The organism is Pseudarthrobacter sp. rb (assembly GCF_056389225.1).
The window spans coordinates 160,298-181,214 of record NZ_JBWJAR010000005.1 but is presented as its reverse complement, the minus strand read 5'-3'; the positions used below and the strand labels follow the sequence as shown (position 1 = coordinate 181,214).

General features: G+C 67.9%; 20 protein-coding genes. 5 read left to right on the top strand and 15 right to left on the bottom strand.

Annotated elements, in window-relative coordinates; genetic code table 11:
- Nucleotides 1–75 precede the first annotated feature (75 nt).
- Complete coding sequence (locus ACWRN3_RS09145; RefSeq protein WP_255174129.1) at nt 76–906, top strand: IclR family transcriptional regulator; 831 nt, start codon at nt 76–78, stop codon at nt 904–906.
- 6 nt (nt 907–912) lie between these two features.
- Here the strand turns inward: ACWRN3_RS09145 and ACWRN3_RS09140 are convergent, their stop codons facing one another.
- From ACWRN3_RS09140 to ACWRN3_RS09105, 8 genes are all read right to left on the bottom strand, one after another.
- Entirely contained in the window at nt 913–2,061 is a 1,149-nt protein-coding gene (locus ACWRN3_RS09140) for a cation:proton antiporter (RefSeq protein WP_476740422.1), read from the bottom strand.
- Between the two features lie 167 nt (nt 2,062–2,228).
- Nucleotides 2,229–3,716: a glycoside hydrolase family 43 protein gene (locus tag ACWRN3_RS09135; protein WP_476740421.1), complete on the bottom strand. Its 1,488-nt coding sequence runs from the start codon at nt 3,714–3,716 to the stop codon at nt 2,229–2,231.
- Between the two features lie 78 nt (nt 3,717–3,794).
- Nucleotides 3,795–4,259 (bottom strand): phage tail protein, encoded by a 465-nt coding sequence (locus tag ACWRN3_RS09130; protein WP_224024363.1) that lies wholly within the window; start codon nt 4,257–4,259, stop codon nt 3,795–3,797.
- A gap of 128 nt (nt 4,260–4,387) precedes the next feature.
- Entirely contained in the window at nt 4,388–6,682 is a 2,295-nt protein-coding gene (locus ACWRN3_RS09125; RefSeq protein WP_476740420.1) for a family 78 glycoside hydrolase catalytic domain, read from the bottom strand.
- Between the two features lie 37 nt (nt 6,683–6,719).
- Nucleotides 6,720–7,724 carry an oligopeptide/dipeptide ABC transporter ATP-binding protein gene (locus ACWRN3_RS09120; RefSeq protein ID WP_476740419.1) on the bottom strand — a complete coding sequence of 335 codons (1,005 nt, stop codon included), beginning with the start codon at nt 7,722–7,724 and terminating at the stop codon, nt 6,720–6,722.
- Nucleotides 7,721–9,799, bottom strand: a complete 2,079-nt coding sequence (locus ACWRN3_RS09115) for a dipeptide/oligopeptide/nickel ABC transporter permease/ATP-binding protein (RefSeq protein WP_476740418.1) — start codon at nt 9,797–9,799, stop codon at nt 7,721–7,723. The genes ACWRN3_RS09120 and ACWRN3_RS09115 overlap by 4 nt, the downstream gene beginning before the upstream one ends.
- 8 nt (nt 9,800–9,807) lie before the next feature.
- Entirely contained in the window at nt 9,808–10,761 is a 954-nt protein-coding gene (locus ACWRN3_RS09110) for an ABC transporter permease (RefSeq protein WP_324643863.1), read from the bottom strand.
- Between the two features lie 64 nt (nt 10,762–10,825).
- The gene (locus ACWRN3_RS09105; protein WP_476740417.1) at nt 10,826–12,382 is read right to left on the bottom strand and encodes an ABC transporter substrate-binding protein; all 1,557 of its coding nucleotides are present in this window, start codon (nt 12,380–12,382) and stop codon (nt 10,826–10,828) included.
- A 218-nt stretch (nt 12,383–12,600) separates the two neighbouring features.
- Between ACWRN3_RS09105 and ACWRN3_RS09100 the strand changes: the two genes are divergently transcribed.
- A complete protein-coding gene (locus tag ACWRN3_RS09100; protein WP_476740416.1) occupies nt 12,601–13,860 on the top strand; it encodes a glycoside hydrolase family 1 protein in 1,260 nt (419 codons plus the stop codon).
- 52 nt (nt 13,861–13,912) lie between these two features.
- Here ACWRN3_RS09100 and ACWRN3_RS09095 read toward each other — a convergent pair whose 3' ends face one another.
- Complete coding sequence (locus ACWRN3_RS09095) at nt 13,913–14,743, bottom strand: nucleoside hydrolase (protein ID WP_324643860.1); 831 nt, start codon at nt 14,741–14,743, stop codon at nt 13,913–13,915.
- A gap of 214 nt (nt 14,744–14,957) precedes the next feature.
- Here ACWRN3_RS09095 and ACWRN3_RS09090 point away from each other — a divergent pair, with 214 nt between their 5' ends.
- Nucleotides 14,958–15,839: a methyltransferase family protein gene (locus ACWRN3_RS09090; protein ID WP_255175715.1), complete on the top strand. Its 882-nt coding sequence runs from the start codon at nt 14,958–14,960 to the stop codon at nt 15,837–15,839.
- Here ACWRN3_RS09090 and ACWRN3_RS09085 read toward each other — a convergent pair.
- The 3 genes from ACWRN3_RS09085 to ACWRN3_RS09075 form a co-directional block, all read right to left on the bottom strand.
- Nucleotides 15,836–16,273, bottom strand: a complete 438-nt coding sequence (locus tag ACWRN3_RS09085; protein ID WP_324643859.1) for a universal stress protein — start codon at nt 16,271–16,273, stop codon at nt 15,836–15,838. The two genes, ACWRN3_RS09090 and ACWRN3_RS09085, sit on opposite strands and share 4 nt — an antisense overlap.
- A 39-nt stretch (nt 16,274–16,312) precedes the next feature.
- Entirely contained in the window at nt 16,313–16,597 is a 285-nt protein-coding gene (locus ACWRN3_RS09080; RefSeq protein WP_159634125.1) for a hypothetical protein, read from the bottom strand.
- Between the two features lie 90 nt (nt 16,598–16,687).
- On the bottom strand, nt 16,688–17,410 hold the full coding sequence (locus ACWRN3_RS09075; protein WP_476740415.1) for an AAA family ATPase: 723 nt from the start codon (nt 17,408–17,410) through the stop codon (nt 16,688–16,690).
- A 105-nt stretch (nt 17,411–17,515) separates the two neighbouring features.
- Between ACWRN3_RS09075 and ACWRN3_RS09070 the strand changes: the two genes are divergently transcribed.
- A complete protein-coding gene (locus tag ACWRN3_RS09070; RefSeq protein ID WP_255174117.1) occupies nt 17,516–17,821 on the top strand; it encodes a hypothetical protein in 306 nt (101 codons plus the stop codon).
- Here the strand turns inward: ACWRN3_RS09070 and ACWRN3_RS09065 are convergent.
- Nucleotides 17,806–18,558 (bottom strand): GAF and ANTAR domain-containing protein, encoded by a 753-nt coding sequence (locus ACWRN3_RS09065; RefSeq protein WP_324643856.1) that lies wholly within the window; start codon nt 18,556–18,558, stop codon nt 17,806–17,808. The genes ACWRN3_RS09070 and ACWRN3_RS09065 overlap by 16 nt on opposite strands.
- A 103-nt stretch (nt 18,559–18,661) precedes the next feature.
- Between ACWRN3_RS09065 and ACWRN3_RS09060 the strand changes: the two genes are divergently transcribed.
- Complete coding sequence (locus tag ACWRN3_RS09060; RefSeq protein ID WP_476740414.1) at nt 18,662–20,218, top strand: carboxylesterase/lipase family protein; 1,557 nt, start codon at nt 18,662–18,664, stop codon at nt 20,216–20,218.
- On the opposite strand, the gene ACWRN3_RS09055 is transcribed toward ACWRN3_RS09060, so the two are convergent.
- Together ACWRN3_RS09055 and ACWRN3_RS09050 are read right to left on the bottom strand one after the other, a co-directional pair.
- Complete coding sequence (locus ACWRN3_RS09055) at nt 20,196–20,636, bottom strand: SRPBCC family protein (RefSeq protein ID WP_324643854.1); 441 nt, start codon at nt 20,634–20,636, stop codon at nt 20,196–20,198. The two genes, ACWRN3_RS09060 and ACWRN3_RS09055, sit on opposite strands and share 23 nt — an antisense overlap.
- Nucleotides 20,636–20,905, bottom strand: coding sequence for a hypothetical protein (locus ACWRN3_RS09050; protein ID WP_159634144.1), 270 nt, complete (start codon nt 20,903–20,905; stop codon nt 20,636–20,638). The genes ACWRN3_RS09055 and ACWRN3_RS09050 overlap by 1 nt, the downstream gene beginning before the upstream one ends.
- Between the last annotated feature and the right edge of the window lie 12 nt (nt 20,906–20,917).

Genomic DNA, 20,917 nt, shown 5'->3' with positions numbered 1-20,917 from the left:
GAATAGTATTGTGGTTCAGCTCACCACTTTCCCCGTGGGCCACAGGATCTGCCGACGGCGCTAGGAACCACTGCCATGACTGCCACTCCGGACACGGACACCCCGCCTGCCCGCGGAAAGCGGCCCAAACAAGGCGAACCGGTCATCGACCGGGCACTGAGCCTGCTCGCCGTTTTCTCCGACCGGCGCCGGGCCCTGACCCTCTCCGAACTGGCCCGCCACGCGGACATGCCTGCCCCCACGGCGCTGCGGCTGATTGCCCGGCTGGTGGCGTGGGGTGCCCTGGAAAGACTCGACGACGGCCGGTACGTCGTGGGGGTCCGGCTGTGGGAAGTGGCATCCCTCTCTCCGCGCGGGCACGGCGTGCGGGAAATTGCCCTCCCCTACCTTGAGGACCTGTTCGAGGTCACCCGGCACCACGTGCTGCTGGCGGTCCGGGACAACGAGGAGGCAGTGCTGATCGAACGCCTCTCCGGGAAGGACGCCACCGAGGTGGCATACCGGGTGGGCGGCCGTGCGCCGCTGAGGTCCACCGCCATCGGCCTGGTGCTGCTCGCCGGGGCGGACCAGCAGTTCCAGGAGGCCATCCTGAAGCGCCCGCCGGAAAACGAGCCCGGCGTGCCCGAGATGCCCGAAGGCCAGCTGCGGCGGACCCTGTCCGACGTGCGGCGGACCGGCATCGCCATGATCCGACGGACCGTCCCGTCCCGCACCGTATCCGTGGCCTCCCCCATCTTCGACGCCCAGGGCGCCGTGGTGGCGTCGCTGTCCATCGTGGTTCCGGACGGTGCAACTCCGCCCAACGTCCTTGCCCCGGCGGTCCGCGCCGCCGCCCGCGCCGTGTCCCGCAACCTGGGCTTCCAGGCGCAGGCGAGCACCGGCGTATGGACCCACTCCCGGGGGTAGCGCCGGCTACGCCGGTGCCTCGGCGTTCCGCGCAAAGGTGCGGGCAGCACGTGAACCTGCCGCGGCGCTGGCCCCAATGGTGATGAGGGCGCCCAGGATCAACGCCGAGGCTTCCCCCGGTTCCAGCAGGTCCAGTTGGGAGCCGATGGTGGCCGCGGCAACCGGCACGCCCAGCTGGGATGCCGACAGGACGGCGAGGGGCAGCGGCTGGCCCAGCAGGCGCAGGCTTCCGTGCACCAGGAGGGTCCCCGCTCCAAGGCAGACCCCGAGGAGCACCATGGCGGGGGTGCCGGCGAGCGCGCGCAGGTCCAGCGATGCGCCCAGCCAGACGAAGAACACCGGCCCCAGGAAGCCGTCACTGACCGCAAAGAGCTGGTGTGCCAGCCGGCGGGGTTCCCCCACTGCCGCCACCACCAGTCCAAAGGAGAATCCGGCGAGCATGACGGACACGTGGCCCGCCACGGCAAGCCCGGACAGCGCGAAGAGCAAGGCAAGCTGGATCCGCAGTTCCTGGGCGAACTTCCGTTCCTCGGACACGTCGTGCACCCGCCCGCGGGTGCCAGTGACTTCCAGCCAGCGAAGCACGAAGAACAACACCACCGAACACGCCGCGACTGCGGTCGCCCCGATGGCTGCCCTCGGTGCGTTGGGCGGGTCGACGGCCAGTGGAAGCGCCACAATGCAGGCGATATCGGCCACCGCCACCTGCGCCGTCGTCGTCAGGACCTTCGGCCCCGCCAGCCGCAGGGAATCAACAATGGGCAGCACAAGGGCAGCTGACGAGGACGCGAGCAGCACGATGTAAAGCGGCGCATGTCGGGTTCCGAAGGCGAAGGCAATGACGGTTCCTGCGGCCGCCGCGAGGGCTGCGGCGATGGCGGCCCGCAGCGCGCCGCCGCCCAGGGCGGGACGGATGGCCCGGTCCCGCACGGGCACATGCGTTCCGGCGACAAACATGATGAGCGCGAAACCAACGTCGGCCACAAACGTAAATGTGGGATCTGCGGAATCAACCAGGCCCAGGCCGGTGCGCCCGATGGCGATGCCTGCCAGGAGCTGCCCAAGGACTGTGGGAAGGTTCCATTTCCTGGGGAATGCCAGCAGCGGTCCGAGGAGCGCGACGGCCGCGATCAGCGAAAGCTGGAAGAAGGACATCTTCCTCCTCTCGCCGGCTCAGCGGTTGACGTGTCGCGGCAACCTGGTGCGTCGGCCAGTCTAAGCCGGATGGGGGCGTTCCGCCGGTCAGGATGGCTGACGGAGGTCCTGGTTTGCCCGGGTCCTTGTTTTCCGCCGTCGCCATGTCCCGGCATGGACCCCGGAGGTCAGTCCTCGCCGCGGTAGGACAGGCCGCGGACCAGGACCTCGCCGTCCACAGCAAAGACGCCAAAAGCCCTGCCGGTGAAGGCCTTGGCAGTTTCGAAGGCCCAGTGCCGTCCGTCCAGTTCGGTGAGCAGTTCCCCTTCGGCGCTGCAGCCGGGCCCTGAGCCGCGGACCAGCAGGCGGATCCTGTCGCCGCCCACGGCTCCAGCGCGGAAGTCCGACGGCGGCGGGCTGGCCTCGACTGCCAGTTCAACGTCCCCGGACGGAACAGTTGCTTCCCAGGTGCATTCAAAGCCCGCGACCACGGCACGTGCCGTGATCCTGACGGCGTCGCCGTCCTGGCGGGCCTCGATGCCGAACCAGTTGTCCTCGGCGTTCCGCACGGCGATACCGCCCGCGCCGGAGCCGACGTCCAGCACGGCCCTGAATTCCATCGCGAGGTGTCGCTGGCGTTGGGCGACGAAACAAGGCCTGGGCGACCCCATGGTGCTGCCTTCGCCCCTGAGTAGAAGCCCTTTGGAGGTGGGTGCCGAGAACTCAGCGGGCGTCCTGCGGACACCGATCCATCGCGGATCCTCCAGCCCGGCACCGTTGCTGAAGTCGTACTCAAGCTGCTCCGGCGGCGTCACGCCGGGCTGGGGCATCCGGGCGTGCGGCCAGCCGTCAATCCAGTCCACGGTGGTCAGGAACGTCTCACGGCCCAGCTGTGAGAACGACTTCGCCAGCCCCACCGGGCGGACACCCAGAAGGACCATGGCTGTTCCGCCGTCGGGAAGCTCAACGAGGTCTGCGTGCCCGGTGTTCTGGACGGGCGAGCCGGTTCCCGCGGCGGTGAGGAGGGGATTGTGCGGAGCGGATTCGAACGGGCCGTCCGGCCGCCGCGACCGTGCCACGGTCACAGCGTGGCCCCTGTCCGTGCCGCCCTCGGCTGCCAGCAAAAACCACCAATCACCGCGCCGGTAAAGGTGCGGGCCTTCGGGTGAAAACAGCCCGCTGCCGGACCACAGTGGCCGCGGCTTCTCGAGCGCTTCTCCGGTGGCGAGGTCCACCCGCACCTGCTGGATCGCGTCCGGGTGGCGGGCAAAGGTCACGTACGCAGTCCCGTCGTCGTCCCAGGCGAGGTCCGGGTCGATGCCGTCCACCGCCCCGATGACCGTCCCGTCGCTCCATGGCCCGGCGGGATCAGCGGCCGTGAAAACAACGCAACCGCGCCCACCGAGGAACACGGAGACGATCAGGTAGAACACGCCGTCCCGGTAGCGGAGGGTCGGCGCCCAGACGCCGCCGGGCGTGGGGACATGGGCAATCCGGACCTGCGCCTCCCGCGTGGCCACATGGCCCACCAGCTGCCAGCCTTCCAGATCCGGGCTGTGATGGACCGGCAGGCCCGGCAGGTATTCGAAGGACGATGTGACCAGGTAATAGCCGTCCGGCGTGCGGACGATGCTCGGATCCGGATTGAAGCCGGCAAGGATGGGGTTGGCGTGCATCCAGCCATCCTGCCCCGCGGAGGCACCCGCAGCGGGACCCGGTTTCAATCGTTGGAACGCGTTCTTCGGCGCTCCCGCCTAGTACTGGCCCTTGATAACAAAGTAGGAGCCGCGGATGGTGCCGGCGAGCTTGGACTTTTGCCGGGCAAACTTGAAGCTGGACGCCAGTTCCTCCGGGACCTCCATGCCGTCGGACAGCTTGAAGCCGACGGCCCGCTTGCCGCCCTCTTCAAGGCTGTACATGACGTTGATGGACAGCCCGGACTCGTAGAACACGTACGCCATCCGCAGCCCGTCCACCTCAAAGGAGGACACCTCAAGGGGCTTGGACGCGATCACCAGGTTCCGCTCCGTGGACAGGATGTTGGTGATGTACTGCAGCGTCTCCGGATCGTCTTCGGCCGGAGTGACGGTGAAGTCGTGGTCGTATTTGTTCTTGTAATAGCGCGCCTCGTTTGCGCGCAGCCCCGCCAGCGCCTCCGCCACCGGTGACGATTCCAGGCCGGTGGTGGAGACGTTCTTGAAATCCACGGTGTACGGCATGTGTCCTCCTGGGTTTGGTCCTGTGGCACATCGTTGCAGATCAGCGCCCCTGTTGCATCCGGCACCGCAGGACCCGCCTCACAGGATCCGGACGCCGCCGTGGCTGTGGACCATCGCCTGTGGGCCTATCAGCGGCTCGCCTGGTAATCGAGCGCAGGTGCCGGCGCGCAGGCAAAATGGTGCTCCCCGCCCTCAACCGTGCGCCGTGCTCCGTCCGGAAGCACGACGTCGGCCGCCACCCCGTCGGGGACGGTCGCCTCGAGCCGGAACTCCCCGCCGTCGGACGTCCAACCCACGCGGACCTCGCCGTGCGGGGTCTTCAGGGACGTCCTGGCCCAGCTGATCCCCTCCCCCGGCTGCGGCTGGATCAGCACGCGCGCGTAGCCAGGTTCGGCCGGACGGATGCCCCCAATGGCCTTGTGCATCCAGTCCGCAACGGCGCCCAGCGCGTAGTGGTTGAAGCTGGTCATCTGCCCGGGGTTGATGGTGCCGTCCGGGAGCATGGAATCCCAGCGTTCCCAGACGGTGGTGGCACCCATGGTGACCGGATACAGCCAGGACGGGCAGCCCTCCTCCAGCAGGAGGCGGTAGGCCTCATCCACGTGGCCGGTGTCGGTGAGCGCGTGGGTGATGAACGGGGTCCCGGCGAACCCGGTGGACACCCGGTAGCCGTTGTCCCGCACCAGCTCCGCGAGGCGGTTCCCGGCGAACTCCCGCAGTTCCGGCGTCAACAGGACGTCGAAGGAGATGGCCAGGGCGTAGACGGTGGTGCAGTCGCTGCGGATGGTGCCGCCGGGCGCCACGTAGTGTTCAGCGAAGGCAGCCCGCACTCGGTCCGCGAGCGCGTTGAAGTGGGCCTCGTCGTCGTGCTTTCCCAGCAGCCCGGCCGCCTGCGCGGTGAGGCGCGCGGTGCGGTACATGCAGGCGGTGGCCACGACGGCGGTATCCGCCTTGGCAGCCCATGGCTGGTCCGGTGCGGCGTCGGGGTCCAGCCAGTCACCGAACTGGAAGCCGGAGTCCCACAACCCAGCAGGGGACAGCAGGCCCTCCACGCGACGGGTGTGCGCGGCCATTGATTCGTACTGGTTCCGCAAAACGCCGAGGTCACCGTATGCCTCCCAGAGCGCCCACGGCACCAAGACCGAGGCCTCGCTCCACAGCGCCGAGGACTCGGGCGACGGAAATTCCGGCGGCTGCGGGCAGTACTTCAGGACGTCCGGCACGGTGATCGGCACCAGCCCATCCTGCGCCTTCTGCTCCGCGGCGAGGTCCAGCAGCCAGTCCTGCAGGAAGCCCTTGACGTCGTAGAGGTAGGCGGCGGTGGGGGCGAAAACGGCGATGTCACCGGTCCAGCCGAGCCGCTCGTCGCGCTGCGGGCAGTCCGTGGGCAGGTCCAGGAAATTGCCCCGCAGCCCCCAGACGATGTTGCGGTGCAGCTGGTTGACCAGCTCGTTTGAGCACTCGAAGGTACCGATGCGCTCCAGGTCGGAATGGACCACCACGGCTTCCAGGTCCTCCTCCGTGAGCTCCCCGGGCCAGCCGGTGATCTCGGCATAGCGGAAGCCGTGGAAGGTCTTGGTGGGTTCGAAAAGGTCCTTGCCGCCGGAGAGGACGAACGTATCCTCGGCCTTTGCAGAGCGCAGCGGCCGGACGCCCAGTTCCCCGTTTTCCAGCACCTCGGCATGCCGGACGGTGATGGCCTGTCCGGCCTCCCCCTGGACGGTGAACCGGAGCCAGCCCACCAGGTTCTGGCCGAAGTCCACCAGGGTCCTGCCGGAAGGCGAGGTAAAGACTTCGGCGGGACGGACGACGCCGGCACGCACCACCGGCGGGCCCACCGGCTCAGCCAGCCGGTCGGCGTCGAACGCCAGGGTACGCACGCCGGTCCAGTTGGCGTCGGGGGCGAAGCCCGGCTCCGCCCAGCCGTGGACAGCGTTCCGGGCGTCGATGGTCTGCCCGTCGTACAGGTCGTTGAAGGTGGTGGCCGACGGGCCGGCCTGCCAGCTGGCGTCGGTGCCGACGGACTGGACGTGGCCATCGTCGAACTCGATGTCCAGCTGGCCCAGGAAGCCCAGTTCGCTGCCGTACAGGTTGGACAGTCCGTGCCACGCCAGCCTGCCGCGGTACCAGCCGTTGCCGAGCTCCGCACCAATGACGGTGCGGGGTCCCACCAGGGCGGTGACGTCGTAGGTGCGGTACCGGAGCCGCCACTCGTAGGAGCTCCAGCCCGGGCTCAGGACATCCTCCCCCACTGGCGTGCCGTTGATGCAGGCCTCGTAGATGCCTAGGGCGGTGGCGCGCAGCGTCGCCTTCACCACGTCGCCGTGGCCCTCCTCAAGCCGGAATTCCTTGCGGAGGCGCGGGGCGCCGTCGAAGTCCAGCCCGGGGGTGATCATGGCGGCGTGCCAGGGTGTGGAAGTCATTGATGAGGTGATCCGTTCTGAAGTGGAGGCAAAGGTACTAGGCGTAATGGCAGGCGACGTCGGCAGCGCCCACCCGGCGCAGCGCCGGCCGTTCGGTGGCGCACAGTTCGGTGGCCAGGGGACAGCGGAGCCGGAAGGGGCAGCCGCCGGGCCCGGGGACCGCAGCCGCTCCTGAGCGGACGCCCAGCGATTCGCGGGCTTCGCGGCGTTCCGCCTGTTCCGCCGGCCGGGGCACCGGGGATGCTGCCACGAGGGCCTGGGTGAAGGGGTGCTGCGGGTTTTCCGTGACGGCGGCGGCAGGTCCGCTTTCCATGACCTGGCCGCGGTAGAGCACCACTACGCGCTGTGCCAGGAACTGGACCACGGCGATGTCGTGGGCAATGAAGAGGTAGCTGAGGCCGCGTTCGTCGCGGAGGTCGGCCAGGAGGTTGAGGACCTGGGCCTGGGTGGACAGGTCCAGGGCGCTGACGGCCTCGTCGCAGACCACCAGCCGGGGATCGCAGATCAGGGCGCGGGCCACGGAAATCCGCTGGCGCTGGCCCCCGGAGAACTGGCTGGGGTACCGGTCCACGGCCTCGCGGGGCAGGCCGACGCGTTGCAGCATGTCCTCGGCCTTTACCCGGGCCTCCGCAGCGGCGGTGCCGCGCAGGCGCAGGGGTTCGGCCAGGGAGGTGCCCATGGTGTTCCGGGGGTTCAGGGAGGAGTTGGGGTCCTGGAAGACGGCCCGCAGTTCCCCGCCCAGGTCCCGGCGCTGGGCCGCGGTAGCGGAGGTGACGTCCTTGCCCTGGTAGCTGATGGTGCCGCCGGAAACTTTCTGCAGGCCGAGGATCGCCTTCCCGATGGTGGACTTTCCGGAGCCGGATTCCCCCACCAGGCCCACCGTTTCACCGGGGGCGATACTGAAGCTGACGCGGTCGACGGCGGCAGGCGCGGCGGCTGCCTTCCGTCCCCGGCCGTAGCGGACCACCAGGTCCTTGACCTCGAGCATGGGGACGGCGGTGGCCGGCGTGGAACCGGCGCGCTCCGTGACTGCGGTGCTCATGCCATGTCCTTTTCGGTGAGTAGCGTCTGTTTGGGGGTGACCTCGAGCAGGCGGGAGGCCGGGATGTCCGTGGCCAGCCAGTCCATGCCTTCGACGGCGAGCTGGTCCGCCTTCACGCACCGCACCAGGCCTTCTCCTGCGCCGGAGGGCAGCAGCGGGACGGGTTCGAGGCAGGCGGAGCCGGCAAACTGGCAGCGGGCAGCGAACCGGCACCCGGAGGGCCAGTCCTTGGGCTGCGGCACCTGGCCGCTGATGGTGGCAAGCCGCTCGGGCATGCTGTCCGCGTGGTTGGCGTGCGGGTCCGCGGCCAGCAGGGCCAGTGTGTAGGGGTGGCGGGGGCTGTCCAGGATGGCTGCGGTCCTGCCGTTTTCCACCACCTGCCCGGCGTACATCACGGCCACCTGGTCGCAGATGTCCGCCACCACGCCGAGGTCGTGGGTGACCATGACCACGGACATGCCGGTGTCCTTCACCAGTGCACGGAGCAGGGACAGGATTTCGGCCTGGACCGTGACGTCCAGGGCAGTGGTGGGTTCGTCCGCCACCAGCAGTTTGGGTTTGCCGGACAGCGCGAGGGCGATGGCCACACGCTGCGCCATGCCGCCGCTGATCTGGTGCGGATAGGTCTTCAGGATCCGGGCAGCGTCAACGATGCCCACCTTCTCCAGCAGGCTGAGTGCTTCCTTGCGGGCCTCGGCCTTGCCCATTCCGCGGAGCCGGCGGATGGTGGCGGTGAGCTGGTAGCCAACGGTGAACATCGGGTCCAGGGCGCGCATGGGTTCCTGGCTGATCAGGGCGATCTCGCGGCCGCGGACGGATTCCATGTCCTTGTCCGTCGTGGCGGCAAGGTTCCTGCCGTTCCAGAGAATCTGTCCGCCGGTGACGGAAACGCCGGAGGGCAGCAGTCCGAGCAGGGACAGCGCAGTCATGGTCTTGCCGCAGCCGGACTCCCCCACCAGGCCCAGGACCGTGCCCTGTCTGACGTCGAAGGACACGTCGGTTACGAGCCGGACGCCATTGTCGACGCCGACCGAGAGGTTGCGGACGCTGAGCGTCCCCTTGGCCGTTTCCCCAGCGGGGGCGCCGTCCTTCGTGGCATGAACGGGGGCGGCGGCGATGGCGGCGACAGCCTTGGCCCGTTGCCGGCGTGCGGCGGCCGAGGGCAGGTGCGGCGCGGCGGCGTTGGGGGCCTTGCCCAGGGCATTGCCGATGGCATTGGCCGACAGGACCGTGAGCGCCAGGACGGCACCGGTGGGGACCATCATCCAAGGGGCGTCGTAGACATGCTGGGAGGCGCCCTGGATCATTCCGCCCCAGCTGGGCTGAGGGATGGGCGGCCCGAAGCCGATGAAGGCCAGGCCGGCCTGGATGAGCATGCCCACGGCGAAGATGAGTGCCGCCTGGACCACGATGGTGTTGGCAAGCCCGGGCAGGATGTGGCGGAGGCTGATGCGCAGCGGGCTGACGCCATCCACCTTTGCCGCGTCCACATAGAGCTGGGACTGCAGGGACTTGGCCTGGCCCAGGATCACCCGGTAGACACCGGCGGACATCAGGACGCCCAGGATGGCCATGACCACGGGGATGTTGGTTCCCACCGCGCCAATCACGGCCAGGATGATCACCGTTCCGGGCAGGGACATCATGACCTCGGTGACCCGGCTGATCACGGCTTCGGTTCGTTCCCCGGCACCGGCGGCAAGCATGGCCAGGACGGTGCCCAGTCCGACGCCGACAATCACCGTGAGCATTGAGGTCCCCAGGGTTCCGGCCGCAGCGGCGAAGATGCGGCTGAGGATGTCCCGGCCCAGTTCATCCGTTCCGAGCCAGTGCGCGGCGGTGGGGCCGGAGAGGACGGCGGTGAAGTCCTGGTCCTCAGTCTTGAACGGCAGCCACAGCGGTGCGGTCAGCGACGCGGTGACCAGCGCGGCGAGCCAGGCGAGGCCGGCCACGGCGCCGGGCGAGGTGAACAGCCGGTGCCGGGAAAATTTGGTGATGGCCGCCCTGCCGGCGTTGCGAGCGGGGTCCGCTGCCGCCGTCGTGGTTTCTGCCTGGTCTGCGGGGGCTGGAGCCATTGAAGGGATCATGAGGCACGCAACTTCGGGTCGAGGAACTTGGTGGCCAACTCCAGCACCAGGTTGACGGCAACCACCACCACGGTGGCGATGACCACCACACCCTGGACTGCGGGGGCATCATGGGTGCTGACCGAGGTCTGGACGGCCTGGCCCAGGCCGGGCATGGCGAACAGCTGCTCAGCAATGACGGAGCCGCCGAACAGGCCGATGAACTGCAGGGCAATGCCGGCCACGATGGGCAGGCTGGCATAGCGCAGGGCGTGGACGTAGAGGATCTTCCAGGTGGGGGTGGCCGTGGCTCGCAGCGTGCGGATGTGCTCCTGCTGCAGCGCCTCCAGCATGGAGGCCCTGGTCTGGCGGGCAATGAAGGCGGCACCGCCCACGGCAAGGGTGATCACCGGCAGCGCCAGGGACAGGGCCCAGTCCTGCGGCGAGACGTCGAACGGCACGTAGCCGGTGGCCGGGAAGATGGAGGACTGGACGGCGAAAAGGTAGACGAAGAGGACGCCCACCCAGAACGCCGGCAGGGCGACCAGGAGTCCAACGAAGCCGCCGATGGCCTGGTCCAGTAGTCCCCCGCGGACGGCCGCCGTGACGCCCAGGGCGATGCCGAGGACGGCGCTGAGGATGGTGGCGCCGGCGGCAAGCGAGGCGGTGACGGGAAGCCGGCTCGCCAAGTCGGCGCTGACCGAACGGCCGTCGATGAGCGAGATGCCCAGGTCGCCCTGGACCGCGGAACCGAGCCAGGTGAAGAACTGCGTGGGGAGCGGGTCGTTCCAGCCCAGCCTCTGGTTGACCTCGTCGATGGCCTCCTGGGAGGCGCCGGCGCCGAGGGACACGGCCCCCGGGCTGCCAGGCATTGCGTGCACCAGCAGGAATGCCAGCACCGCAACCACCAGCACGGTGGCCAGCGCCATCAGCAGGCGCTTAGTGATGAATAGTGCCATGGTGACCTCCATCGGTCAGGCCCGTCCCGCCGGGCGCTCCCCGTGGTGGGGAGGGGCCGGCGGGACGGTGCGGGTGCTAGCTGGCCGGGGTGTAGGACGAGAGGAGCGGGTAGGCGTTGGTGCCGGCAAACTTCACCGGGGCTACCTTCTTGGTGTTGTAGCCCTGGTTGGTGAGCGCCTCGTACAGCGGGATCATCCAGCCGGACTCCACCAGGCGGGTGTTCAGCTTGGTGGCGGCTGCCTTGACGGCGGCGTCGTCCTTGGCCGCGGCCAGTTCGCCGGTGGCGGCGCTGAGCTGCGCATCGGTGGCCTTCTGGACGTTGGTGAAGCCGTTGAGGACGACGCCGTACATGACGCCGACCGGGTTGTCCCAGTTCAGCGGCGCGTAGCCCAGGGGCGGGGTGGCAACGGCGGCGAAGGCTTCGTCGGTGGAAGCGGCCATCTTCACTTTCATGGTGATGCCGACGGCGGCGAGGTCCTTCTGGACGGCCTGCAGGTCCGTTTGGGTCTGCGCGCTGGCGATGATGGTGAACTCGAAGCCGTTGGGGTAGCCGGCTTCGGCCAGCAGGCTCTTGGCCTTGTCCGGGTTGTACGCGAATGTGGTTTCGAGGTCCTTGGTGAAGCCGGCCGAATCCTTGGGCAGGGCGTTCCATGCAGGGACGTCGCCCTTGTGCAGGGCATCCACCAGGGCCTGGCGGTTGATGGCGTACTGAATGGCCTGGCGGACCTTTTCCTGGGCGAACGCCGGTGCGGTCTTGCCAATCTTGTCGAAGGAGATCATGGTGTTGACGGTGCCGCCGATCTGGGTGACCCCGACGCCCTTCGACTTGGCGAAGTCCACCGTGTTCGAGGTCAGCATCGCCACGTCCGCCTGGCCGGACACGAGGGCGTTGGCCCGGGCCTGCGGATCCTGGACCACGCTGAAGACCACCTTCTTGTAGGCGTACTTGGCTGCGTCGGCGCTCTTGTCGTTCTTCACCATCACGTACTTGTTGCCCTTCACGGTGGAGGGGTCCAGGGTGTACGGGCCGGAACCGTCAGGCGTCGCCGACAGGCTGGCGGTGTCCGTGACACCGTTCTTGCCCACGATCATGCCGGTGGTGGAGGCCAGGTTCTTTTCAAATCCCGGCTGCGGCTTGGCGAACGTCAGGGACACCTGGGTGGGGCTCACCACGTCCACCGAGGTGATTTCCTGCGCGCCGCCCTTGGCGACGGCCGAGTACGCGCTCAGTGCGGGATCGGAGCGGCGGTCCAGGTTGGCCTTGACCAGTGCCGCATCAAGCTTCGAGCCGTCCGTGAAGGTGATGTCGTCCTTGAGGTTGAGCGTCAGGACGGTGTTGTCCGCGTTGTAGCTGAAGTCCTTGGCCAGGCCGGGGCCCGTGGAGCCGTCCGGCTGGAGGGTCATCAGGCTGTCGTAGAGGCCCTCGAAGAACTGGCGTTGCGCTGCGGAGACGCGCAGCGGGTCGTAGCCGAAGGAGGCCGAGTCGCTGTCGATAGCCAGCGTGATGCTGCTGGTGTCGGCTTTGGCGGAGGCCTGGCTGGATCCGCCGCCGCAGGCGGCCAGGGAGCCGATCAGCAAGGCACCGGTCAGGACGGCAGCGCTGCCGCGTGCGGTGGTGGTCAGGAGTTTCATGTGGTGCGCCTTCGCATTCTTCTATGACTGCAACGGAAAGAAATCAGCGGGGCCGGAGGTGCCCGGCTCCTTTCAAGAATCAGCCGGGGCTGCCTGCACCAAACATGACAATGTCATTGATTGAAAAGGTATTGTGGCGGCGGTCACGCGGCCGGACAGGATGGATGCAGGCAGCGAGGCCTGGGGCGCCGGTGTGCGTCCATGATGAGAGGAACCCTATGACCAACCCGTTTCCGCAGGACTTCCTATGGGGTGTGGCCACCGCAGGCCACCAGGTGGAAGGCAACAACGTCAACAGCGATATCTGGTTCCTGGAACATCTTCCGGGCACCATCTTTGCGGAGCCCTCGGGGGACACCGTGGACCACTACCACCGGTACCGGGAGGACATCGCGCTGATCGCCGGGCTTGGTTTCACGAGCTATCGCTTCTCCCTGGAGTGGGCCCGGATCGAGCCGGAAGAGGGCCACTTCTCGGTGGCCGAACTGGAGCACTACAAGCGGGTGCTGGAGACCTGCCTGGAGCACGGTCTCACCCCGGTGGTCACGTTCCACCACTTCGCGTCGCCACTCTGGCTGCTGCGGTCGGGCGGCTGGGAGGGCGAACGCACACCGGAACTTTTCGCACGGTACTGCGACCGCGTGATGGCGCACCTGGGTGACCTCGTCGGCGTCGCCTGCACCCTGAACGAGCCCAACCTTCCGTGGCTGCTGGAATCGTTTGGCATCGGCGGCGAAGCGCCGGAAAACCGCGGCACGGTCCCCATGTGGGCAGCCGCCGCGGAGCGTCTTGGCGTCGACGCCAGCACGGTGGCTCCGTTCCAGTTCTGCTCCACGGAGGCGGGCTTTAACGTCAAACTGAGCGCGCACCGGGCCGCCACTGCAGCGATCAAGGCGCACCGCCCGGAGCTGCAGGTGGGCTGGACCCTGGCCAACTCGGACATCCAGGCAATCCCGGGCGGTGAGGAAATCGCGGACCGGGTGCGCGGGAACGTCAACGAGCGGTTCCTGGAAGCATCCCGCGGTGACGACTTCGTGGGCATCCAGACCTACGGCCGCACCGTGTACGGCCCGGACGGCCACGCCCCCGCTCCAGAGGGAGCGGCGCTGAACCAGATGGGCGAGGAGGTCTACCCCCAGGGCCTGGAAGCAACCATCCGGGAGGCCTGGCGCATTGCCGGCACCCCGGTGATCGTCACCGAGAACGGGCTGGCCACGGAAGATGACACCCAGCGCCTGGCCTACCTCCGGGCAGCGGTCGACGGCGTGGCCTCCTGCCTTGCCGACGGCATCGACGTGCGGGGGTACATCGCCTGGACGGCGTTCGACAACTTCGAGTGGATCTTCGGTTACCGGCCCAAGTTCGGCCTGATCGCCGTCGACCGCTCCACCCAGGAACGCACGCCCAAGGACAGCGCACGCTGGCTGGGCAACTTCGCCAGGGAACACGCCCAGGCGGGGGCGCCGCAGCCCGCCTGACAACAGCGAACGGCCCGGACTTCCCTTGGAGGTCCGGGCTTGTCCTTGCCTGCTACTGATGCAGCCGCAGCTTCGCGAGGAAGTCCGCCATGATCAACCGTGCATCCACCGAGGTGTAGGTCCGGCGGGAGGGCTGGGTGCCCGTTTCCGTGAAGGTGGACGTGACGTCGTCGAGCCCGGTCACCACCAGGGGTGCACTGTCGCCCAGGCACCACAACGGCCCGCATTTCACGAAATCCGGTACCTCCAGGTTGTTGAAGAGCTCCCACAGCCACGCGCCGGCCGGCCCTGAGTTCCTGAAGGCATGATCGAGTTCAGCCACAGGGGCAACCACCTGCCGGTACGTCTCCGCCGGGAACTGCCAGACGGCCAACTCTTGGTTTCCCAGCACAAAGTCCGCGGCGGCGGGATCCGTGAAGTAGTTGTACTCCTCCCCGTTCGCCGCGGCCCCGCCCACCCACGCGAGGGTGAGGGAAAGGGCGACGGCGGGATCCAGCAGGAGCGCATCGGCCACGTTGGTGAGCGGGCCGGCACAGACAAGGATCAGGGGCAGCTCTCCTCCGGCCGCCACGGCGTCCACAATGGCACGGGCAGCCGCATTGTCCCGGGCTTGCCCGGTGAAGGGGGCATCGGACCCGGCCTGCACGTCTGACACTTCCGGCCGCTTCAGTACCCGCAGCAAACCGGCCGCGAGGTCCGCGCCCCTTTGCGCCATGCCCCCGGGCGGTCCAAACATCGGGTTGGTCAATGAACTGGTGACCGCCACGATGTTGTTGGCGGGCGACAACGCATGGTGGGCCAGGGCCGCCAGCCCGTCCGGGTCCCCTGCCCAGTCGTTGTCGATTATCACGCGGCACCGGGGCTCGACCCGAATCATGTCCATGCTGGTCCTTTCACAGGTCCGGGGATTCAGCCGGTGAGTGATCCCTCCCCCAGGCCGGCAGACAGTCCCGGCTCAACAGGTAGTCTCAGGAACAAGTCTTGCTGCCAGACACGCCGGAGGGTTGGCAGCTTTCATTCACTGGAACGATTCGGGGGGATCCGTGCCACGCTTGGCCCAAGGGGATTTGGCCTGGTGGGGCCGGGCGTATTTTGCCCTGCAGGCAGTGGCTGGCGGCCTCTGGTGGGTCGCTGTTTTCCTATCGCCCGGGATTCGCCGGGCCACCCTCGGCGGACTCGACCCCGTCCTCACCGCCACCTTCGACGTTCCCCTTTTTGTTGTTGCCTCCGCTGCCGCGGCCGCCGGAGTACGGACAGCCGCCGTCGTCAGCACCTCGTGGACCGTCCTCGTCACCGCCGCCCTGGCCGTCTATGCCACCGCCACGGCCCAGGCAGGCCTGGGTGTGCTGGCCATGGGGGCTGCAACCTCAGGTACAGCCGCTGCGCTCTGCCTTGTCCTGCTGGGGCGCATCCCCACCGAGTGGATTGTGCGCGGCCCCTTCGCTTTCCGGCAGGCCCGCAGCCGCCCACGACCGGGACGCCACATGGCCGGAACGCTCGCGCAGATCATGGTGTTCTGGGGTTTCTTCCTGGGCCTTGTTCCGCCCATCCTGGGTTTCCTTGAACAGCGCTGGGGCTTGTCCCTGGCCTTTCCCCCGTTGGCAGTTCCGGCCGGTACCGCCATCCTGGTCCTGGCGAGCGGCCTGGGGATTTGGTCGGCGGTGGTGATGTCCACCCTGGGAGATGGAACGCCATTGCCGTCGGCCATGCCCAACCGCCTGGTGATCGCCGGGCCCTACCGGTGGATCCGGAACCCGATGGCGGTGGCAGGCATAGTGCAGGGAGCCGCGGTGGGCCTGCTGCTGCAGTCGTGGCTCGTGGTGGCCTATGCAGTCCTGGGCTCCCTGGTATGGAACTATGCGGTCCGGCCCTTGGAAGAAGCAGACCTCGCGGAGCGGTTCGGTGCCGAGTTCCAGCACTACCGCGAAGCGGTGCGCTGCTGGGTCCCCACGTTCCGTGGAGCCCGCCGCACGCCTTAGTCGGAGCTGGGTTCGCGGATCACCAGCACCGGACAGTGCGCGTGGTGGATGGTCTGGTGGGACACGGAGCCGAGCAGCATCCCGGTGAATCCGCCGTGGCCGCGCGAACCGACCGCCACCAGGTCCGCATCCCGGGAAGCGTCAATAAGCGCCGACGCCGGATTCCCCTCCACGATGCGCCCGGTAATGGTTACACCCCGGTCCTTGACCCGCTCGAGCTCCGCTTCCAGGATGGCCTGGGCGTCCTTCTCGAAGATCTCGTAGTCCCAGGAAGTGCCCATGGCATCACTGACGTAGGGGAAGCTCCAGGCCGTCAATGCCCGGACCTCACCCTTGTGCAGCCTGGACTCCTCGACCGCCCAATCCATGGCTGCCTTGGACTGGTCTGACCCGTCCACGCCCACCACTATCCTGAAACTTCCGTTGCCGGCCACCGTTTCCCTTTCTCCTGTTGTGAAGTTCTTCCGGCGGGACTAGGCCTGGCCCGCTGCGGTCCCCTGCGCAGGCACGGCCACCGTCGAATGCTCCGCCTTGGCGGCCTGGTGCGGATTCCCTGCTTCCTTCGCGCAGTGCAGGCAGCAGTAGATGCCGGCCTCGCTTTCAACGGCGTGGCCCAGGATCCGGCAGCCGCAGTGCTCGCACGCCGGAGCCATCATGTGGATGGCGCATTCGAAGCTGTCGAATGTTCCGGTCTGGTTCCCCATACTGACGGTGAACATGCGGCCCTCACTGCTGCCGCAGACGTCACATGCGCCCATGGTCCTTGCCTCCTGTTGTGTTTCCTGCCCCAGACACTCAAGTTGACTGCCTGGGCGGGTTTGCTGCCTAGGGGCGAAGGTCCCACGGGGCTAGATGTGGCGGAGGTAGCGTTCGGGCGAGTCCATGAACCGCCGCCAGTTCGCGACGAGCTCCAATTCCGCCCAGGCCCGGGGCCGTAATCCCCAGGGCCCCACTTCGAGGATCGAGGCCCCGGGAAGGGCCGCCAGCAGCGGGGAATGCGTGGACATCACCACCTGGGATCCTCCGTCGGCAAGCAGTTCCTTCAGGACGGACAGCAGGCTCAGGCAGCCCGAGAAGGAGAGGGCGGATTCCGGTTCGTCGAGGACCCACAGCCCATGACCGTTGAAGCGGTCGGCTGCCAGCTGCAGGAAGGACTCTCCGTGGGACATGTCATGGAACGGAATGTCCGGGAGGGCTGTGCTGGGGTTCTGCTCCAGGTACGTGTAGAACCCGTGCATCGTCTCAGCCCTCAGGAAGTATCCCCACCGGGTGGCACCGGCGTTCCGGATCAGCTGCAGGTGGTCGCCCAGGACTGATTCGGTGCGGCGCGTGGCATGCCGTGCGCCTGTGGAGCCACCCTCTGGAGACAGCCCGTAGGCGAGCGCAAGGGCTTCCACCAGCGTGGATTTCCCCGACCCGTTCTCGCCGACCAGGATGGTGGCCGGCCCCAGGTCGAGTCCCTGGTCAAGGACCTGGGACACCGGTGGCAGCACGGCCGGCCAGAGAGCCCGGTCCAGAACGTTCCCGGGATCCTCTGCCAGCCGCCGGACGGGGTAAGTGCGCAGAGGCATGGACCCATTCTTGCAGGCAAAAAAGTTTCGAACCTTTTCCCATCCACCGGCTCCGCCGCTCCGAAAGCAAAGTGTAGGGGTATAGCCAATCGCGAGGACGGGACGATGGATGCCGTGGACCAGCAGGCCCTGACCGGTGCTGTCATCAAGGAATACCGGCTTGACCTGGCCCAGTTGTGGCTGGAGTTCGTAGCGCTGGGTGGCGACGCCTCCGAGCAGCTCATCCGCGACTACTGCGACGGCCAGGGGACCCTTTCGCCGAAGGAGCGGGACGCGCTGGCCCAGGCCGTCAATGAACACTGCGCCGCCGAAGGCCTGCCGCTGCGGGCCCCCCTCAGCAACTCCCATTTGTTCCTTCTCCGGCCGGAGCGGCATGACCCGGAGCGGAAGGACCCCTACTCGTCGAAGTAGGTGAAGGTCTCCGCGGCGCCGGCCACGGATGCGACCACGGCCGCGGCAACCTCGCGGAGCTTCATGTTCCTGCTGTTGGACGCGTCCCGCAGCAGCTTGAAGGCGGCCGCTTGGGTGCAGCGGTTCTGCGCCATGATGGCCCCCGTTGCCAGGTCGATTACCGTGCGCGTCTGCATGGCCGCACTCATGCCGTCCCTTGTCTCCTCCAGCTTCAGCATCCGCAGGGCAAGCTTCAGGCCCTTGGACGCCTGGCGCACAAAGGCCTCCGCGGCGTGGACGCCGTCGCCGCCGGAGGCAACGGGCTCTGAGCAGTAGAACGTCAGGACGCCCCGGGCGTCCCCCTCCAGCACGGCCGGGACACTCAGCACCGAAAGGATTCCCTGCCGCCGGAGCGCCTTGACGTACTCCGGCCACCGCTGCTCCCGCCGCAGGTCACCCACCAGGACCGTGCCTCCGCTGCCCATGGCAGTCAGTCCCGGACCGTCACCGTATTTGGACTCCAGCGGGGTTATGAGCGCCCCACCCGGCCGGCTGCTGGCGGTCGCTGCGGGTTTCTTGGGACGCAGCACCGTAATTTCACACGAACACTCATGGTCCCGAGAGCCGAGCCGCGAGGCAGCATACTCCGCCAGGTCATGGAGGAACGCCTCCACCTCCTGGTTCTGCAGGAACGAATCCTGGAGATGCAGGGCAACGTCTGCGAAGTCCCTGTATTCAGGGACGCCGGCGTTCAGCACGGGTCTTACCTCCGGACAATGGTTAAACGCCACAGCATTCGTGGCCGCCCACTGCCGAACGGTGATGACAGCCTACCTGTGCGGACACCGTAACCTGTCAACCATGACGCGCCTCTCCACGCCCAGCGGACCCGTCCACGGCACTTCCCTGGAAACTGACGGGACCACCATCCACCGGTTCCTTGGCATCCCTTACGCCGCGCCGCCGTCGGGCGCCAACCGTTTCCTGCCCCCGGTCCCGGTCCCGCCGTGGACCGAAGGGCTGGACTGCACCGCACCGGGTCCCGCAGCGCCGCAGAACCCGGAATCCCCCGCACCCCCGGGAGCCAATCCGCGCACCTGGAGCGAGGAAGGCTGCCTGAACCTGAACATCTGGACACCGGGGACGGACGGTCCCGCCAGGCCGGTCATGGTATGGATCCATGGCGGCGCGTACCTTCTGGGCGCCAACAGTGACGGCATGTACGACGGCGCCCGGCTCGCCGCCGCGGCGGGCGTGGTGCTGGTGTCCATCAACTACCGCCTGGGCGCGCTGGGCTTCCTGCACCTGGCTGATCTGCTGGGGGCCGGGTATGAAGACTCCGGAAACCTCGCCCTGCTGGACCAGCTGGAGGCCCTCCGCTGGGTGCGCCGGAACATCGCCGCGTTCGGCGGCGACCCGGACAACGTCACCGCTTTCGGCGAGTCCGCAGGCGCGGCAGCGATCGGCACGCTGCTGGGCATGCCGGCGTCGGATGGGCTCTTCCGCCGGGCCATCATGCAGAGCGGCACAGCGGAACGGTACCGCCGGCCGGAGGAGTCGGCCCGCATCACTTCGCTGTTCCTTGAGCTGTGCGGCCTGGCGCCGTCCTCCGCCGCGGAACTCCTCACGCTTCCGGTGGAGCGGCTGCTGGCCGCCCAACAGGACCTTGAGAAGCGTTTCGCCGCTGAATCCTTCGCGGTGCCTCTGCCGTTCCAGCCGACGTCCGGGACACCGTCACTTCCCGCGCCGCCGCTGGAAAGCATCCGTAACGGGCTCAACGGCTGGGTGGACCTGCTGATCGGGACCAACCTCAATGAGGGTTCATTCGCCGTCGAAATGCGGCCGCCTGCCGCCGGCGACCCCGACTACCCTGGCCGCGCCGCCGCAACCCTTGCCGGCAGCGGAGTGCCGGAGGCAGCGGCCTCCGGCTACACCGAAGCACTGGCCCGGGTGATGGGCCGGGAAGCCACGGGGAAGGAACTACTCGAGGCCTCGATCGCGGACTCCCTGTACCGCCAGCCGAGCAACCGCCTGCTGGATTCCAGGAGCCTCGCGGCCCGAAACGGAGCAACCGGAAAGACCTTCGCCTACCTGTTCACGTGGCGCAGCCCGGCGATGGGCAGAAAACTTGGCGCCTGCCACGCCCTGGACATCCCCTTCGTCTTCCGGCACCTGGACGCACCGGAGGCTGCGTTCCTCACCAGGGGCAAGGCACCGGCAGCCCTCGGCGACGCCATAAGCGGGGCCTGGGCGGCCTTCGCCGGCACCGGAAACCCGGCAACTGAGGAACTGGAATGGCCCGAGTACGGCGACGCGCGCAGCACCATGGTGCTGCGCGACGAAATCCGGCTGGAGAACGATCCGCGCCGGGAGCTCCGGGAGTTCTTCGAAGCCGTCAGGCCGCTGCCAGCGCGTTAAGCGTGTCCCGGATCCCGTTCAGTGCGGGATCGCGCAAGGAATTGAAGGCAGGCTTCAGGAGCGGCTGGATGATCTTGGCCGGCCCGTGGATGCTGAACTCGGCCGTGTACTTCACCACCGAACCTGTCCCGTTGGGGCTGACATCGATGGAATCGAACGAGGTTACGGTCTTGTTCTCGCCGCGCAGCTTGATGTGGTTGTCCGTCAGCTCGATGACCTCATAGACCAGGGTCTGGCGCTTCCCCCGGAACTCGGACTCGGCGTGGTACTTGTGCCCCACGGCCACGGGTCCCGGCGTGATTTTGTCCATGACAGGGGTGTTGGGGTCCCACTTGCTGGTGTTTTCGAACTCACGCATGAAGGCAAAGGCCTTCTCGGCGGACAGGTTGGTTTCCACACTTCCGGTGACTGTGATCATCACCCCAGTCTAGGAGCACCGCGCAACGGGGCGGCAGCCATCTTGTAGCAGAGTTTTCCGCCCAGCTCCCGGGGCCGGATCCATGCCTCGTACCCTTCGGCGGCGGTGAACAGTTCCCTGCCGCCACCGGCGTCGGCGGCGAGCCACAGCGCGGCCGGGCGCGGCATGGCGTCATCCACCACACCGGCCCGCACCACCTCAGAGTCCCTCCGGATCTCCACCGGAACCCCGATCAGGCGCCCCCAGTCGTGGCAGGGATAGGGCTTCATGACATTCCCCCG